At 43.9% G+C, this 17476-nt stretch carries 19 protein-coding genes and 2 pseudogenes; 18 read left to right on the top strand and 3 right to left on the bottom strand.

The window, feature by feature from the left end; all coding sequences use genetic code 11:
* Positions 1-184 precede the first annotated feature (184 nt).
* The 4 genes from LC090_RS15670 to LC090_RS15655 are packed head-to-tail and all read left to right on the top strand — an operon-like array spanning position 185 to position 3520.
* The gene (locus LC090_RS15670; protein WP_273834102.1) at positions 185-838 is read left to right on the top strand and encodes an ABC transporter permease; all 654 of its coding nucleotides are present in this window, start codon (positions 185-187) and stop codon (positions 836-838) included.
* 16 nt (positions 839-854) lie between these two features.
* Positions 855-1850 carry an ABC transporter ATP-binding protein gene (locus LC090_RS15665; protein ID WP_226658961.1) on the top strand — a complete coding sequence of 332 codons (996 nt, stop codon included), beginning with the start codon at positions 855-857 and terminating at the stop codon, positions 1848-1850.
* Position 1851: 1 nt separating this feature from the next.
* On the top strand, positions 1852-2589 hold the full coding sequence (locus LC090_RS15660; protein ID WP_226658960.1) for an ABC transporter permease: 738 nt from the start codon (positions 1852-1854) through the stop codon (positions 2587-2589).
* A gap of 19 nt (positions 2590-2608) precedes the next feature.
* The gene (locus LC090_RS15655; RefSeq protein ID WP_226658959.1) at positions 2609-3520 is read left to right on the top strand and encodes a glycine betaine ABC transporter substrate-binding protein; all 912 of its coding nucleotides are present in this window, start codon (positions 2609-2611) and stop codon (positions 3518-3520) included.
* A 49-nt stretch (positions 3521-3569) separates the two neighbouring features.
* On the opposite strand, the gene LC090_RS15650 is transcribed toward LC090_RS15655, so the two are convergent.
* Genes LC090_RS15650 through LC090_RS15640 form a run of 3 tightly spaced genes read right to left on the bottom strand, consistent with a single transcriptional unit; the run spans position 3570 to position 5261 of the window.
* Positions 3570-4091, bottom strand: coding sequence for an NAD(P)H-dependent oxidoreductase (locus LC090_RS15650; RefSeq protein WP_226658958.1), 522 nt, complete (start codon positions 4089-4091; stop codon positions 3570-3572).
* Between the two features lie 50 nt (positions 4092-4141).
* A complete protein-coding gene (locus LC090_RS15645) occupies positions 4142-4777 on the bottom strand; it encodes an SDR family NAD(P)-dependent oxidoreductase (protein ID WP_226658957.1) in 636 nt (211 codons plus the stop codon).
* A 49-nt stretch (positions 4778-4826) separates the two neighbouring features.
* Positions 4827-5261 (bottom strand): MarR family winged helix-turn-helix transcriptional regulator, encoded by a 435-nt coding sequence (locus LC090_RS15640; RefSeq protein ID WP_226658956.1) that lies wholly within the window; start codon positions 5259-5261, stop codon positions 4827-4829.
* Between the two features lie 292 nt (positions 5262-5553).
* Here LC090_RS15640 and LC090_RS15635 point away from each other — a divergent pair.
* The 14 genes and pseudogenes from LC090_RS15635 to LC090_RS15570 form a co-directional block, all read left to right on the top strand.
* A pseudogene (locus tag LC090_RS15635) lies at positions 5554-5791 on the top strand (glycerate kinase); the annotation flags it as partial.
* A 316-nt stretch (positions 5792-6107) separates the two neighbouring features.
* On the top strand, positions 6108-6947 hold the full coding sequence (locus LC090_RS15630; RefSeq protein ID WP_226658955.1) for a GNAT family N-acetyltransferase: 840 nt from the start codon (positions 6108-6110) through the stop codon (positions 6945-6947).
* A gap of 101 nt (positions 6948-7048) precedes the next feature.
* Complete coding sequence (locus LC090_RS15625) at positions 7049-7567, top strand: DinB family protein (RefSeq protein WP_226658954.1); 519 nt, start codon at positions 7049-7051, stop codon at positions 7565-7567.
* Positions 7568-7714: 147 nt separating this feature from the next.
* The gene (gene sigY / locus LC090_RS15620; protein WP_226658953.1) at positions 7715-8251 is read left to right on the top strand and encodes an RNA polymerase sigma factor SigY; all 537 of its coding nucleotides are present in this window, start codon (positions 7715-7717) and stop codon (positions 8249-8251) included.
* Positions 8248-8580, top strand: coding sequence for a YxlC family protein (locus LC090_RS15615; protein WP_226658952.1), 333 nt, complete (start codon positions 8248-8250; stop codon positions 8578-8580). The genes sigY and LC090_RS15615 overlap by 4 nt, the downstream gene beginning before the upstream one ends.
* The gene (locus LC090_RS15610; RefSeq protein ID WP_226658951.1) at positions 8567-8779 is read left to right on the top strand and encodes a transcriptional regulator; all 213 of its coding nucleotides are present in this window, start codon (positions 8567-8569) and stop codon (positions 8777-8779) included. The genes LC090_RS15615 and LC090_RS15610 overlap by 14 nt, the downstream gene beginning before the upstream one ends.
* A 4-nt stretch (positions 8780-8783) precedes the next feature.
* Complete coding sequence (locus LC090_RS15605; protein WP_226658950.1) at positions 8784-8984, top strand: PLD nuclease N-terminal domain-containing protein; 201 nt, start codon at positions 8784-8786, stop codon at positions 8982-8984.
* 11 nt (positions 8985-8995) lie between these two features.
* The gene (locus LC090_RS15600; RefSeq protein ID WP_226658949.1) at positions 8996-9889 is read left to right on the top strand and encodes an ABC transporter ATP-binding protein; all 894 of its coding nucleotides are present in this window, start codon (positions 8996-8998) and stop codon (positions 9887-9889) included.
* The gene (locus LC090_RS15595) at positions 9886-10662 is read left to right on the top strand and encodes an ABC transporter permease (protein WP_226658948.1); all 777 of its coding nucleotides are present in this window, start codon (positions 9886-9888) and stop codon (positions 10660-10662) included. The genes LC090_RS15600 and LC090_RS15595 overlap by 4 nt, the downstream gene beginning before the upstream one ends.
* A 241-nt stretch (positions 10663-10903) precedes the next feature.
* Entirely contained in the window at positions 10904-11080 is a 177-nt protein-coding gene (locus LC090_RS15590; protein ID WP_226658947.1) for a hypothetical protein, read from the top strand.
* A gap of 246 nt (positions 11081-11326) precedes the next feature.
* Entirely contained in the window at positions 11327-13144 is a 1818-nt protein-coding gene (locus LC090_RS15585; RefSeq protein ID WP_226658946.1) for a sigma-54-dependent Fis family transcriptional regulator, read from the top strand.
* Between the two features lie 151 nt (positions 13145-13295).
* Positions 13296-14492 (top strand): iron-containing alcohol dehydrogenase, encoded by a 1197-nt coding sequence (locus tag LC090_RS15580; RefSeq protein WP_226658945.1) that lies wholly within the window; start codon positions 13296-13298, stop codon positions 14490-14492.
* A gap of 30 nt (positions 14493-14522) precedes the next feature.
* A pseudogene (locus LC090_RS15575) lies at positions 14523-15859 on the top strand (GntP family permease).
* A gap of 30 nt (positions 15860-15889) precedes the next feature.
* A complete protein-coding gene (locus tag LC090_RS15570) occupies positions 15890-17347 on the top strand; it encodes a CoA-acylating methylmalonate-semialdehyde dehydrogenase (protein ID WP_226658944.1) in 1458 nt (485 codons plus the stop codon).
* The last annotated feature ends 129 nt before the right edge of the window (positions 17348-17476 follow it).

The raw sequence follows: 17476 nt of genomic DNA, 5'->3' as shown, positions 1-17476 counted from the left end.
CTTGAAACGCTAGGTGACATGAGCAAATTCAGCCTCATGCAGCAGGTGACACCATTCGCTATATAACGGGTGGTGACAGGCACCATTCTGCGCTTTCCTGTGTGAAAGCGCCAAAAATAGGAAGGACTATGTTACCATTAATAGTGTTGCGTTTCAGGAATAAAAAGGGGAGGGAGGTGTAATTTTGGAAAAATGGATGAAGTTTCTTGAAGTAAATTCTTCTCGCATTTTTGATTTGACGATTGAGCACGCCATTTTAGTAGGGTTAGCTATTCTAGTAGCGCTCCTCATTGGTGTACCGCTAGGAATCTATTTAACGACAAATGACTATCTGGCCGAAACAGTTCTACAGATTGCGTCTGTTATGTTAACGATTCCAAGTATTGCGTTATTTGGTGTGATGATTCCTGTCTTCTCGATCGTGAATCAGGGGATCGGGTTTGTACCAGCTTTCGTGGCATTGGTTCTCTATGCACAGCTTCCGATTATTCGGAATACATACACCGCGATTCGTAACGTTAATCCTCAAATGAGGGATGCTGCGATTGGGCTCGGGATGAAGCCTATTCAACGTTTGTTTCGAGTAGAGATTCCAAATGCGTTTCCGGTGATTATGGCTGGTATTCGCACCGCTGTTGTGATCAATATCGGCATCGGTGTTATCGCTGCCTATATTGGCGCGGGTGGTCTTGGTGTGTTAATTACCCAGGGCATCTCACGAGGAGATAACTATTTGATCATTACCGGCTCAGTTGCTGTTGCGATTCTAGCCATGATTGCGGATGGCATTTTACTGTGGATTCAAAAACGGTTCACGCCGAAGAGCATTGCTAATTAAGGAGAGAGGTGTACGGATGATTACGTTTGATAAAACGACGAAAACATATGAAGGCAATGTGACTGCCGTCAAAGGGGTCGATTTTACCGTTGAAAAAGGTGAAATTGTCGTTCTATTAGGCCCTTCCGGCTGTGGGAAAACAACATTGCTGCGAATGGTCAACCGACTTGAGTCGATCTCAGACGGGAAAATCACCATTGATGGACAAGATTCAATGTCACTGAACCAAACGGCCTTAAGAAGAAAAATTGGCTACGTGATTCAAAGCAATGGCTTGTTTCCGAATATGACCATTGAAGAGAATACGATGATCGTTCCAGATCTCTTAGGCTGGAGCAAAAAGGATAAGAAAGAACGGTTTCAAAAGCTCATGGAGATGATTGGATTAAGCGGAGAGAAATTTGGAAAGCGGTATCCGCATGAGCTTTCCGGAGGACAGCAGCAGCGCATCGGAGTTATTCGAGCACTAGCGGCAGACCCACCGGTTATGCTCATGGATGAACCTTTTGGAGCACTTGATCCGATTATCCGTGAAAAAATCCAGGATGAATTTTTGCAAATCCAAAAGGAAGTAAAGAAAACGATTTTGTTTGTCAGTCACGATATTGACGAAGCGATCAAAATGGCCGATAAAATTGTGCTTCTCCGTGGTGGAGAGCTGATGCAATATGACACGCCTTCTGAGATGCTGGTCCGTCCTAAGAATGAATTCGTTCGAGAGTTCTTTGGAAAAGACAGGGCCATTAAAAGCTTGAGTTTACATACAATCCAGGATCTCCAGGAAATGATTGGTCTTGCGGAATTTGATGATGCAATTGCTGACACAAAGACGATTAATGTAAACCATGACCTCCGAAACACATTATCCATGTTACTGAATCAGGAAGCGGATCAGGTGATTGTGAGTGATGATGATGGAAACAAGCTCGGTGCAATCACCATTGACATTGTTCAGAAATACCTTCATTACGAAATCAAAGCAAAGCCAGCCCCAGTCCTAGAGGGGGTATAACATGAATAAGAAGAAGGTCATTAGTCTTGTTGTACGCTATTCTGTTTACGGATTGGTCGCTTTGTTTTTCTTTTGGGCAATCCGTAACCATTATTTTGATTATATTTTTACGGAATCAACAACATTTTGGCATTTAGTTAAACAGCACTTACAGCTTGTGCTTGTTTCATCGGTACTCGCCTTACTCATTGCGATACCTGGAGGCATTCTCGTCACACGAAAACCATTTCGACGAGCCGAATGGGTTGTCTCGAATACGGTTAACCTCGGTCAAACGATTCCCAGTCTTGCCGTGCTCGCCTTGATGATTAGTATTCTTGGGATTGGCTTTCAAACAGCGGTATTTGCCCTGTTTATTTATTCTCTTCTGCCAATGTATCGCAATACCGTCGCTGGAATTGATTCCATTGATGAAAATTTAATTGATGCAGCGAGAGGAATGGGGATGAAGCCGATCCAAATTCTGCTCCGAATCGAATTACCGAATGCTGCGTACTCCATCTTAGCGGGAGTTCGGACGGCGATTGTACTAAATATCGGAACGGCTGCGCTAGCTTATGTCGTCGGTGGAGGCGGTCTTGGCGTATGGATTTTCACTGGCATTCAGCTGTTTGATAATGGCTATTTAATTTCCGGTGCGATCCCTGTTACGCTACTCGCCATTTTTGTCGATTATTTGCTTCGACTACTTGAGCGTCTCATCGTTCCTGAAGGCTCGAAGCCACCACAAGAATTGTAATGGGATTGGAGGTGTTGATGTGAAAAGCAAGATGCTTTGTGGAATCATCATCGTTGTGATCTTAACGATGGTAACATCCTGTTCAACGGTTGGAATTGGCGGAAAACCCATTTCTGTTGGTGGGAAGAACTATACGGAACAATACTTGCTCTCAGAAATGACGGCTTTCCTTCTGGAGGATGCCGGTTATGATGTGAAGCAAATGAATAACTTAAGTAGTACCGTTGTGCGGAAAGCCCTTGAGAATGAGCAGGTCGACTTGATGTGGGAGTACACAGGTACCGCCCTGCTTACCTATATGGGGCAGGATACCATCGCTGATCCTGCCAAAGCGTTTCAGAAAGTAAAAGAGATTGATGGGAAAGAAAATGATATCCATTGGATGAACATGTCTAACGTGAACAACACGTATGCGCTAGCCATGAGAGAAGAACAGGCAAAGGAATTAGGGATTCAATCCATCAGCGATCTCGCAGCTTATATGAATGACCATCCCGGCGAGCTTTCCATTGCCTCTGACGCCGAGTTTGCGAACCGTCCAGATGGCATTCCGGGGGTAGAAAAAACGTACGGATTTCAATTCGATACAAATCAAATCAATCAGATGGACATCGGATTAACGCAACGAGCATTAGACAATGGCGACGTTGACGTATCGGTCGCGTTTGAAACCGATCCTACCATTGTTGAATATAACTTAATAACGCTTGAGGACGATAAGAATTTCTTTCCTCCTTATACAGCAGCAGTGACGATTAATGAAGACGTCTATGAAAAATATCCTGAAGTAAAAGAAATCACAAAACCACTTGCCGAACAGCTAAACAGCGACATCATGCGAGAATTAAACTACAAGGTAGACATTGAAGGAAACAGTGTCTCTGTCGTTGCGCATGATTGGCTTGTGGAAAATGGGTTATTGGAAGAGTAGACAAAAAGGCCTTTCCCTTCGTATAAGAAGAGGGAAAGGCCTTTTTCTTTTAAAAAGAAGCTTCTATATGCTGTACATAGGCTTCTGCTTTATCACGAAGTTCATCCTCAGATAAGCGCGAAGCCCCTTGCACCGTAAAGATCGGCAGGAAGCGCATGCCAGTAAGGTTCGCCGTAGCATGAAATGGCTTCACGAGTTCACTCATGCTGTAGTGATTGAAACCGCCAGCTTGATAAGCTGCTTCAGGCCCGCCAGTGGAAATCGCAAGCAACAGTTCTTTTCCATGAAGGGCTGTACCCTCACTGCCATACGCCCATCCGTAGGTGAGCACGTTGTCCTGCCATTCTTTTAAAAGGGCTGGACTGCTGTACCAGTAGAATGGAAATTGAAAAACGATGCGATCATGCGAAGATAATAGAGCCTGTTCATGTTCAACGTCAATCTTTCCATCTGGATAAACGTCATAAAGCTTATGGATCGTTACATCGGTTTGTTCCAAACGAGTGATGAGCGTACGATTGATTTTGGATTGTGAGAGATTTGGGTGTGCTAGGATGACGAGTGTTTTCATGAGATCCCATTCCTTTTCGTTTGTATATGCAAATGAACTATTAAAAAAAATTAGGCGATATCAGTTTCTACATCGGTTTGATTTTCATACATCTTGTAAAAGGCATCCGCTACGTGAGCAGGAGCGAGAGAAGTTCCTTCTTCTACAAAGCCTTTGATCGTGAGCGTTCCAACATAAATGCCTTTTGGCTGAAGCTCTTCATGTAAACTGTAGGCAAGATTTCGAATGCCCGCTTTACCAATTGCAAGGGAAGCATAGTCTGCATAAGGCTGTAGTGCGAGGCCTCCACCTGTTAACAGTATAAATCCTTGCTCCATGTGAGGAAGCACACTCTGAACACTTGAAAGGGCTCCACCAACATTAATCTTAAAATCGCGTGTTACATCACTTACGCTAAGCGTCGTTGGTTTTCCAGGCGTGCCGCTTGCCGCATTGTACAGCAATCCGTCAATGTGACCAAACTGTTTCTGAACTTGCTCCATCGCATACTTCAGCTCATCACCTTTTCTTGCATCGGCTACATACGTACCAACTTCAATGTTTTCCCCGCGTAGCTCTTCTGCATACTGCGCTAACGTTTCTTCACGACGTGCAACCAAGGCAATTCGGAAGCCCTGTTGACCAAATTTTTTCGCTGTGTGAAGACTAATTCCGGGACCTGCCCCAACAATCACAAGTGTTTTCATTTTCATGTCCTCCTTATATTTGTATATGCAAATGATAGTGTAAAAAAATTTAGTTGTTTTTTTCTAATTTTTGACTTGCTTCATGAAGCATGAGACTTAAATTCATACTGAGCTCTTTCCCGAGGATTTCGTTATAATCCTCAAATAAAGACTTCAAGCCCTTACGAAACGCCACATAAAGTGCTTCTCCATCTTCAGTAAGCGAGATCATCGTTTGTTTCCCGCTCGTTTGTTTACGCACGAGATTTTGCTTTACTAGCTTCTCAATAAAGCGCGTGCTCGTTGAAGGCGCAATGGAAAGCTTCTGACATAGCTCTTTTTGCGTGATGTTCGGCTGTCCATGAATCACCATGATCATATAAAAATACGAAGGCGCCAGATCGCTAAAATCAAAGTTCTTCTCCGCAAGCTTCGTAATGTTGCGAGCAAAGCGATTCGACGTAAAGAACAAGCATTGCATTAATACCTTTTCCTCTTCTTGCATATCATCACCCTTTTCATTTGCATATACAAATTAACATGATGGATTTGGATTGTCAATGGTTTGGGTTTTGGAAGGGAGGGGGAGCAAGGGAGACTGCAGTTGAGAGCGGGGTTGGTTAGAATGATTCTCGTTAGCTAATAAATGGGAAAATCGGCAAAAAAAGATCAGATCACCTCCGAGAGGAAAAGTTAATCTGAATGCGCAAGAAGTCTGCTATTTCACCTTTCATAAAGTAAGAATTTCTACCTTTCAATGAGAATGAACAGGTCTATTCTTTGATTCGAAGAAATTCGGCGGTTCCGCCACAAACGATGGCGGAGCTGGAATGGCGCAGGCACTCGGTGCGAAACTCGTTGATCAAACGAACAAAGAGGTCTCTCCAGGTGGGTAAGCCCTTAAGCGAGCTAGCCACGATCGATGTCTCGGATCTGGACCCCTGCTTAAAAATCGTTCAAATTGAAGCGGCGTGTGATGTGACCAATCCTTTAACAGGAAAGTCTGGTGCTTCAGCTGTATTTGGTCCGCTAAAAAGGCGTAACCTCTGACTATAAGAAAAATGATTAGGAAGAGTTGTCTGTTCTATGGGAGCTTATATGTGATAAATTAGAATTATCTGTAATTAATGGAAGATTTGAATGAAAGAGAATAAGATAGATGTAATTCAAGATAACCCAACGCTTAAACTTTATGAAAACCTTAAATTCTTAAGGAATAAATCAATAATTGATAGGGATCTTGTATGACTGAATGTAGAGAGGGGTTCAAGTGTTTGTAAAGCTAACAGAAGAGTAGTTTAAAAGAGTTACGTTTGCAGAAGTCACTTTTCTGAAAGGAATTCTATTTAAAATGATACGAGCTTATGTTGAAACAGAAGATAGAGAAAAGTTACTCACTTTTATAGAAAAATTAAGTAGTAAAGAGCATGTAGGAGACATAGATGAAGTCGTTTCAAATTCTAACCACATTCTTTTGTATGAGAAAAATGGTTTGAGAGGGATTTCATATGCATCTAACTCTTCTAATGATGAAGAGTCTATTGCCCAAATTAGCATATTTGTTGAACCGAATGATCGTCTTAAAGGGATCGGTTCTGCCTTATATCGAGAGATGGAAAAGTTTATTTCAGCAACTAAACCTGATTTTTTATGTGCTTACATGAGAGTGGAATCAGAAAATCCAGTTGGATTCGCTCAAAAAATGGGCTATAAAAAATGGTGGGGATCTTCTGAATTAGTTTACAGGGGAGGATCTTTTCCTAAAGCAGATCTAGCGTTTGTTAAATATGAGGATAAGTTTTTTGAGGAATTTGTAAAAGTTGTACAAGATTCTTATTATGATTTGCACAAAAAAAATGACCTAAAACCATATTTGGCTTCAGCAGACATTGTTAAACAGTACAAATTAAATAATAAAGACAGAGTTTATTTAATCTTAGATCATAAGGAAATTGTAGCATCCATCACAACTGGTGAAGGAGAAATAGATAATGTGATGGTTGCACCAAAATACCAGGGAAAAGGCTATGGGCGTCAAGCTATGCAATTTGGTATAAACAAGATGATAGAAGAAGGTTACAATGATATTCGCCTTTGTTATGTAGAAGGGAATGAAAATGCTGAGAAGTTATACACTTCGTTAGGCTTTCAGCCGCTTCACAATACACAAGTTTTTCGTAAGTTCTTGTAGGTTCTTTATTCTGCAATCTCAGATCATATTAGCAAAACCAGACCGAACGAATATGAAGATCTGTTTACTGGATCATAGTAGGAAATAAGGGGGCTTACCACATGAATTTTAACCTGGCTGAAGCGATTCAGATATTAGAACGAACACCACGGTCATTAGAGGAATTACTCACTGGATTATCGAACGGCTGGTTAACGACGAACGAAGGAGAAGGGACATGGAATGCCTTTGAAGTCATTGACCACCTAATCGAGAGTGAAAGAACCAACTGGATGCCAAGGGTAGAAACGATTTTAGAAGGAGAGGCAAATCCTTTTCCGCCATTCGATCGGTTTGCTCATCTCACCAGTGCTGCTAACCCTATTGAAACGAAGCTGGCTGAATTCAAAGAAGCTCGATCGAAAAGTTTAACGCACCTGAAGCAGGCGGTGCACTCAGATGCTCAGCTTGGATTAACGGGTCATCATCCCGCATTTGGTGAAGTAAGACTAAAGGAATTGCTAGCCACTTGGGTCGTCCATGATTTTACTCATGTGTCTCAAATCACAAGAGTGTTGGCAGAAAGATATAGAAAAGATGTTGGGCCGTGGGAAGCGTATTTGGGAGTTTTGAAACGGTGAAAATGAAAAGAAGAGGAAAGCTAACTTTCAAAGGACGGAAGTTAGCTTTTTTTATATATCCTTTTTTGGAAAAAATAGTGATAAAAATAAAATGAACGATTTCAACGAGGTCAGCGTCATATAGGTGCAGGTAAAGGAGAGGGTTGTATGGAACGCGAGGAGGAAATTCAATTAATTCAGCAGGCACAAGCCGGAGACGATGATGCGTTCACTCAGCTTTTTCAGTGCTATTATGCTTTCCTCTACAAATATCTTTTAAAACTAACCTTGAATGAAGAAACGAGCGTTGAGCTTGCACAGGAGACGATGATGAAGTGTTATGTGAAGCTTTCCTCCTACAAAGGGGAAGGGAAGTTCTCCACCTGGATGATCTCGATTGCGTCAAGGCTATACATGGATGTGCTTCGAAAACAAAAACGAGAGAAGAAATGGGTGGAAGATGAGAAGCATGTCCTGTCGCGAAAGCTAGCGTGGGAGGCAAGTACAAAAGGGATGAACTGGAGCGACCTTTTCACTGATTTTAACGCGTTAGACTCCACCTTAAGAGTTCCGATCTTGCTCCGGCATTATTATGGCTACTCGTATGATGAAATAGGAAAAATGCTTGGAATCCGTACAGGAACTGTGAAATCCAGGGTACACACGGGGATACAAAAGTTACGAAAGGAGTTGGATACGCCGTGAATGACAAGGAAGATAAAAAGATTGTGCAACACCTTAAACAAGATTGGCAGCAAATCGATGAGCTTGGAAAAGAATCGCTTTCAAAGGTAGATATGCAAGAACAGCTTCTGAAGTTCCAACAAAAAAAGAAAAAAGCTTTTTATCTCGAAAGTGCGCTTTTCCTGTTAACAGCACTCGTGATTTTAACAGCCGTCACGGTTAGTCTTTTCCAAGCTCCGATCTTCTTTCTGTTCATCCAGATCGTGGCCAGCCTGATCGTTCCTTTTGGCGTCTATTTCACCTATAAGAAAGTGAATAAGAAAGGAGTGGCCACTCATGACAAACCTTGAGCTCTTTGTCCTTGTTCCAATTCTGATTCTCTTGTTACTCACACAAAGCATGCTTCTCTTTGTCGATGCCAAGAAAAAAGGCAGCTACCCGTGGCTATGGGGAATCTGGGGATTGATTCAATTACCGATGCCAACATTATTTTACTTACTTTTCGTCGTGTGGCCATATAAACGAAAAATTAAAAAGGAGAGGAGTTGAAAACATGGAAGCTTTGAACGACTTAAACTGGGCTTTGGTTGCGCCACTATTGATCTTGCAGGCGATCTTAACCATTTCAGCGCTTGTGAGCTGTATCAAGCAAAAGGAAACAAACGGACCTAAATGGATGTGGATCCTTCTGATTCTGTTTGTGAATCTTTTTGGGGCGATTCTTTACTTTGTGATCGGACGGAAAAATAGTTAGGGGTGGAAATCTTGCTTGTTAACATCGACAATCTATCGAAACAATACAAAGAAAAAAGAGCGGTCTCGAACCTCTCATTCAACATACGTGAGGGCAGTTGTATCGCCTTGTTAGGTCCAAATGGAGCGGGTAAAACGACAACGCTACAGATGTTAGCCCGCCTCCTCACACCTGACTCGGGCGCCATCCAATTTAAAGGATATGCCGAGAAAGACTATCGGCCATTGATTGGCTTTTTACCTCAGCACCCATCCTTTTTTAATTGGATGACAGCTAAAGAATTTCTTACTTTCGCCGGGAAGCTTTCCTCGATTCCAAAGGAACAGCTTCATGATCGTGTACAGGAGACGTTAAGGTTTGTGAGTTTAGAAGAGGCGATGAATAAAAGAATCGGCGGCTTCTCTGGCGGAATGAAACAACGCCTCGGCTTAGCGCAGGCTTTGCTTCATAAACCGAAGCTTCTCATCCTAGATGAACCGGTATCAGCGCTCGATCCAAAAGGAAGGCGTGATTTCCTCCACCTGATCGAAGAACTGAAACAAGACATGACAGTGCTATTTTCAACTCATATTTTGCATGATGCCCAGCAAATCTGCGATGAAGTTCTTATCCTGAAAGATGGCTGTCTAAAGTGGAAAGGGTCATTACCTTCTTTACGTAAAGAGTTTGACCTATTGCCCATTAAAGTCCAAACTGAAGAACCGATGAAAGATATTATCGAACAGTTTGAGATCATCGAAGACTATGAGTATATTGATGCGAAAACAGTGAAAGTAAGATTGCTTGAGCATGTTCACCATAATGAGCTTTTACAGGAGCTCATTAACCAGAAGCGATCGGTGACTCATTTTGAAATCATGCAGGACTCATTAGAGGATGCTTATATGAAGGTTGTGAGACAATGAACCGGTTTCTAACGCTACTAAACAAAGAAATCACTGAACTGATGCGGAATGGTAAGTTGATTTGGCTCCCGATCGTTCTCATGATTATTGGCATCTCGCAACCACTGACAAGTTACTATATGCCACAAATCCTCGATATAGCCGGTAACCTACCAGAAGTAGCGAGTATCACGATCCCCACGCCAACGGGTGAAGAAGTATTGAGCGGCGCGCTGTCTCAATATGGCACGATTGGAACCTTGTTGTTCGCGCTCGCAACCATGAATGTCATCGCTCAGGAACGACAAAATGGTTCCATTACGCTCGTCATGGTAAGACCCGTGAACGAGTGGCAATATCTAGGCAGTAAAACGGTTGCCCAGCTTGCCCTTTTGCTTCTATCACTTATCTTAAGCTACTGCCTCACATGGTATTATACAAATTTATTATTTACTCCCGTCGACTGGCAGGTCATGTTGAGCAGCCTCGTTATGTACTGCTTCTGGGTGCTCTTTGTCGTTTGCGTCACGATTTTTGTTGGCACGATCATCCGACAGAGTAGCGCGGTCGCCGGAGTCAGTCTTCTCTTTCTAGCGCTAATCGGCCTGCTGACATCACTACTTCCGAAATTCATGGAATGGAGTCCAGGAAACATAAGGGGAGAAGCAACGAAGCTTTTAGTCGAACAGCAGTGGACCGAGTCGGCCTGGACTGTCATCGGTAGTACCGCGACGTTATCTCTTTTGCTATTTATAGCAGGCGTCATGGTGATGAAGAAGTATAAGCGTTATTAGAGGGGGGAGGCGTGGCTATACGTATCATACGTTTCTGCCCGGTCATGAGACGTTAGTGATTAATAATAAGGTTTCAGGAAGGGAAAGAAGTAGCGTAGCACGCAAATAGCGGGAAAGATGTTAATTTTCGAGTCTTAAAATATATGAGAAGTATGTTTCCTATATGAGGTTAAGTGGTAGTTAAGAAGTAAGTTACAATATTTGGATGGTGTGAGTGGATAAAATCTAGAAGGAGGCAAACATGTCTGCTGGAAAGAGATTTCTCATTACATGGTTAATTATAATGGTTTTAATGAGTATTGAATATGCGTTTTTACCTGATCATGTCATCATAAAGGGACTTGCACTTGGATTAACATCCATGACAGTTGTTACTATATTAAACAGATTGTATCCAAAAAAAGAAAAAGCCAATTGATCTTTAAAACCAAAAACAAGATGCAGAAGTTTGAAGAGAAAGAGTAGAAGTAAATGAGGATGAAGATTATGGATGACATGTTACATGACAGTATAAATGTTAGGTGAGGGGCGTCTTGTTATAGGGAGGTCCTTTTGTTATGCCTATCGAAAGTAATAGGGGCAGACTTACGCTCAATCGCTTATTTCGACAGCATTCACCATAAAACGGGTGGTGACAGGCACCATTATAATGGAGGGTTAACTTATGTCAATCAATGATCTTATTGAAACGAATCAAGATCTACCAGATGTAGACCCGATTCTGTATGTGAAGAATTGGATGACGCCGGAACCTCTTTGCATCAAATCGGACAAGTCGATCCAGAAGGCTGGTGAATGGATGATCAGCCATAAAGTAGATGCATTACCGATTGTGGATGATGATCATCATTTTCTCGGAACGATCACGTTGAGGCAAGTGCTATCTTATTTTCTACATGACAGCAGGGACGTAAAGGTAGGGAGAGATCTTTTTAAACGAAACTTCGCGGTGGTCCACCCTGAAGATTCCATCTTGGAGGTTTTTTCACTACCATACAATGAACTGCCTGTCCTTGATTCAAAAGGGAAATTGATTGGCTTGTTATCAAAAGGCGATATAACGGATGGGTTTTCCAAATACATTTCAAAGCTTAAGCAAAAGCAGCATACCGCAGAGGCATTGAACACTGTGCTTGAAAGTGCCTATGAAGGCATTGCCGTTGTTGATGAAAACGGAACGATTCAGGAGTTTAACGAAGCGTACAGTCGTTTTACCGGGATCGAGAAGGAAGATGCGATTGGACGCCATGTGACTGAAGTGATTGATAATACAGAGCTTCACATGACCGTGAAAACAGGCGTAGCCGAGAGAGGGGTCCTTCAAACGATCCAGGGTCATGAAATGGTCGTTCATCGCATTCCCATTGTAAAAAATGGAGCTGTTATCGGCGCCATCGGGATGCTTATTTTTGAAGGGATATCGGAAATCTATAAAATCTATGAACGCCTTAAGGAAACGGATGCAGATGAACATGAACGAGGCACAAAACAAGTTGGAAAGCAGACAAAGAATCACATCACCCTTGATCAAATTATTGGTGTAAGTGAAGAAATCAAAGCAACGAAACGACTCGCTAGAAGAGCAGCCAGAACAGCTGCGACTGTTCTTATTACAGGTGAAAGTGGTACGGGGAAAGAAATGTTTGCGAAAAGTATCCACCATCTAAGTCCATTTGCGACAGGTCCCATGATTAGCGTAAACTGTGCGGCTATTCCTGAGCATTTGTTTGAATCAGAATTATTCGGATATGAAGAAGGCGCGTTCTCAGGTGCCAAGAAAGGTGGAAAGCCCGGGAAGTTTGAGCTAGCAGATAACGGTACGATTTTTTTGGACGAAATTGCAGAACTTCCGCTAAGTATGCAGACGAAACTTCTTCGTGTGCTCCAAGAAAAAGAAGCCGAGCGGGTTGGTGGTGTTAAGAAATACCAAACCAATGTGAGAGTGATCGCGGCAACGAATCAACATCTTCAGGAGCTCGTCGAAAAAGGGGCGTTTCGTGAAGATCTGTTTTATCGACTAAATATCATTCGCCTCCATATCCCGGCTCTCCGTGAACGGAAGCAGGATATCCCGATTCTTCTGTCTTACTATGTGAAAGAGATTTGTGAGAAGTATCGTGTGCAGTCAAAACGATTTACCCACGAAGCTCTATCAACTCTTACGCATTCTGAATGGAAAGGGAATATTCGGGAACTGGTGAATACGATTGAACGTGTGGTCACGCTGATTGATGAGCCGGTTATTGGGAAAGCTCACCTGGATGAACTTGTTAACGTGAAGGAAGATCATGAAAAACATTTCTCTGATGAAAGACCCATCAGCTTATTAGAAGAAGCCAAACGAGTTGGAAAGGATCGGGAAAAGGAAACTATTGTCCAAGCGATAAAAGACGCTGGTGGCAATAAAACGAAAGCAGCGGAACGACTGGGGATTCATCGGACCACTCTTTATCAAAAGTTAAAAAACCTCGATATCTCCTAAGTAAAGTGTAGGGGAATCGCTACATAAAATCGACAACTGTAGTGTAGGCACTACAACCAGTAGCGCAGAAATGCTGAATGTAGCGATTGTGAAACCTGGCATGAATCTTGCTTCTATTATGAGTAAGACAGATTGAAGGAGTGATAGCCAGGTGGAAACCTATGCCGTTTTTCGAACACCTCAAACCATTTTATACGGTCGAGAGTCGTTTAAACAAATTGGAGTGGAAGCTTCGATACGTGGACGTAAAGCACTGATTATAAGCGATCAGGTGATGGCTAGTCTCGGCTATGTGAGTGAATGTCAGGATTACCTGAAGGAAAAAGGGGTTGAAAGTGAGGTTTATACCGGAGTAGAGTCAGAACCGACGGATCACTATGTCGCAGAATCGTTAGCCCTTTTAAAAGAAAGTCAGTCTGATGTGGTCATCTCCCTTGGGGGTGGAAGCTGTATCGATACAGCGAAAGCCATTGTTGTACTTGCAACAAACGGGGGGGACATAGGCGATTACCGGTTAAACAAGAAACTCGCAGAGAGAACACCAATCCCACATATCGCTATCCCCACGACAGCAGGAACGGGCTCAGAAGCAACGGATGTCACGGTGATTACCAATACATCAAATGATGTGAAAATGATGGTCAAGCAGCCGGCCTTTATGCCAGCTGTTGCGATCGTGGATCCACTATTATCAATTTCATCACCACAGCATGTGACAGCAGCGACAGGCGTTGATGCGCTGAGTCATGCGATTGAATCGTACTTATCTAAACGATCTCATCCGATGACAGATACATTTGCGCTATCGGCCATTCAGCTCATTGCCCAAAATATTGAGAACGCTTACTTTGACGGAGACAATCTTGAAGCGAGAGAAGCGATGAGCTTAGCGGCGTTACAAGCAGGCATGTCGTTTACAAATGCATCCGTTTGTCTCGTTCACGGAATGTCGCGACCAATCGGGGCACTCTTCCATGTGCCACATGGCTATTCCAATGCGATGCTCTTACCCGCTGTTCTTGAATTTAGCAAGGGTGCCTGTCAGGAGCGCCTTGCCCATATCGGTCGCATCTTCCAACCGAACAGTGCCGCTCTCACTGATGAAGAAGCAGCTGAACATGCGGTGGCTTCGGTTCAAGAGATCTGTCGCACGTTAAACATCCCAAATCTGAAATCATGGGGCATTGAGCAAGAAGCCTTTCACCGGTACGTTCCTAAGATGGCGGTGGATGCGCTTGATAGTGGGAGTCCAAGCCATAACCCTCGCGTGCCTACTCAAGCAGAATTAGAAGAACTCTATCTCACTTGCTATGACTACCAATTTCGTAGCGAGCACAAGGTTCAATAACGCGCTTAGAGGGTACAGGGAGGGAAGAACATGCTAGGCATGCTGGGCTTAATTTTATCCTTAGGCCTCCTCATTTATTTAACGATGAAAGGGATCAACATCATCATTGCGGCGTGCTCGTTGCCCTTACCGGAGGACTAAATCTAGAAACAGCGTTAACCGATTATTACATGACAGGATTCACGTCTTACTTTGCTTCATGGTTTCTCATTTTCTTATTAGGAGCCATTTTTGGAAAAGTGATGCAGGAAACGAAAGCGGCAGATAGTATTGCGAATTGGATTAAGAATACGCTAGGTCCTTCTCGCTCCGTCTTTGCAGTCGTTGCAGCGGCAGCCATCATGACATATGGCGGTGTTAGCTTATTCGTGGTCGGCTTTGCGGTTTACCCCATTGCTGTCTCTCTCTTTAAATTTGCGAACCTACCACATCGCTTTATCCCTGCAGCACTCGTCTTCGGCTCTATTTCCTTTACGATGACAGCGCCGGGATCACCAGAAATCCAGAACCTGATTCCAACCGAGTATTTTGGAACGAAACCGACGGCTGGCGGGTTCATCGGCATTCTCATTGCCATCTTGATCATGCTAACGGGTGGATGGTTGTTAGGAAAAATGGTGAAAAAAGCGGTGCGGAATGGGGAAACTTTCTCATTACCTAACGCGACTTCAAAAGCATCAAATGAAATCGCTGCAACAGCCAAACTGAAGCAGGTGTTGCCAGAACCAGAGCCAAAGGAAAAGCACTTGCCGAATGTCGTTTTAGCCATCCTGCCACTCGTTACGGTGATTGTCTCGTTAAATACGCTGTCCAATTTCATTTCATCAACCGGAGCCGCCCTTATTTCGCTCGCTTCCGGTATCGTTTTAGCCTGTTTAATCATGCTTCCATACTTACAGGAATTCTGGAACCCGCTCGCAAAAGGGACGCATGATGCGTTAATTGCTGCTGCGAATACTTGCGCCGTAGTTGGCTTTGGTAGCGTGGCGGCACAGGTGGCGGCTTTTCAAACCGTAGTCGATAGACTTGTGAATATTCCGGGTCCACCACTTATGGGACTTGCAATTGCAGTTACGCTTATTTGTGGACTAACGGGCTCAGCGTCCGGTGGTCTTGGAATCGCACTCCCGATTTTATCCCCGATTTATTTAGGGATGGGGAACTTAGGTCCTGGTGCGATGCACCGTATTTCAGCCCTCGCTTCAGGTGGACTTGATTCGCTCCCACACAACGGCTATGTGGTGACCACGATCCGTGCGATTTGCGGTGAAACACATAAGCGTTCTTACGGACCGATCTTTTTACTTAGCGTCATCTTGCCAACGATCGCCTTGATCCTGGCAGTCATTCTATACTCGATTTTCTAAAAAGTGTACAAAAAGGAAGGGGACTTTAACATGGCAACGACAACAACAAACACTCTACAAAACTACATTAACGGTGAATGGGTAGAGGCAAAAACCGATCAATTTCAATCTGTACCGAACCCAGCAACGGGTGAAGAACTTGCTCAGGTACCGATTTCCTCGAGAGAAGATCTGGATGAGGCGGTAAAAGTCGCAAAGGCAACCTTCAAAACGTGGAGCAAAACCCCCGTACCTAAGCGGGCGCGCATTCTTTTTAAATACCAGCAGCTCCTCGTTGACAACTGGGACGAGCTTGCGCGATTGCTCACACAAGAAAATGGCAAAAGCTTTAAAGAAGCGCAGGGCGAGGTACAGCGCGGGATTGAATGTGTGGAATTCGCAGCCGGTGCGCCTTCCTTAATGATGGGGAAACAGCTTCCGGATATTGCTACAAATCTAGAATCCGGCATGTACCGCTATCCCGTCGGCGTCGTGGGTGGCATTACACCATTTAACTTTCCAATGATGGTGCCATGCTGGATGTTCCCGCTCGCCATCGCCATGGGCAATACGTTTGTTCTTAAGCCATCAGAACGCACACCGCTACTCGCGAACCGCCTGGCGGAACTTTTCAAAGAAGCGGGTCTTCCAGACGGCGTCCTCAATATCGTTCACGGTGCGCATGATGTGGTAAATGGCCTATTGGAACACAAGGACGTGCCAGCGATTTCCTTCGTCGGCTCACAGCCTGTCGCAGAATACGTGTATAAAACAGGGGCAGCAAACGGCAAACGCGTTCAAGCCCTGGCGGGTGCGAAAAACCATTCCATCGTTATGGCAGACGCTGACCTTGATGCGGCGGTGAAAGAAATTATTGCTGCTTCCTACGGCTCAGCAGGAGAGCGCTGCATGGCCTGCTCGGTCGTTGTCGCGGTAGACGATGTGGTCGAGCCACTGCTTCAAAAGCTGAACGAAAAAGCAGATGAAATTAAAATCGGAAACGGACTAGATGACGATGTGTTCCTAGGGCCCGTCATCCGCAAAGAGCACAAAGAAAGAACAGAAAGCTACATTCAAAAAGGACAGGAAGAAGGCGCAACGCTTGTCCGAGACGGAAGAAACGATGAAGCTTACAACGACAAAGGCTACTTCATTGGACCAACGATCTTTGATCACGTGAACACGTCCATGCAAATCTGGAAAGACGAAATCTTCGCTCCCGTTCTATCGATTGTACGGGTGAAAAACCTAGAAGAAGCGATCGAGCTCACCAATGAATCCGACTTCGGAAACGGTGCATGCCTCTTCACACAAAGCGGCAGCAACGTTCGCTACTTCAGAGAAAACATCGAAGTCGGCATGCTAGGTGTGAATATCGGAGTCCCAGCACCGATGGCGTTCTTCCCATTCTCAGGGTGGAAAAACTCCTTCTACGGCGATCTTCATGCGAATGGTTCTGATGGGGTGGAGTTTTATACGAGAAGGAAGATGTTGACGGCTAGGTGGTAGAATAGAGAAAACTAAATGGAGAAATGCAAAGGTGTAGAGAGGGAAAATCTTCTCTACACCTTTTATATGACATCATCCTGAAGGTGTTTATCGATCACCAAGAAGGAATGACTTAGGGTATTAACCGTA

It is taken from the genome of Guptibacillus hwajinpoensis (assembly GCF_020524165.1).
In the GTDB taxonomy this organism is placed as follows: domain Bacteria; phylum Bacillota; class Bacilli; order Bacillales; family Guptibacillaceae; genus Guptibacillus; species Guptibacillus hwajinpoensis_D.
The sequence above is the reverse complement of the archived record's forward strand: the minus strand, read 5'-3'. Positions and strand labels throughout refer to the sequence as shown.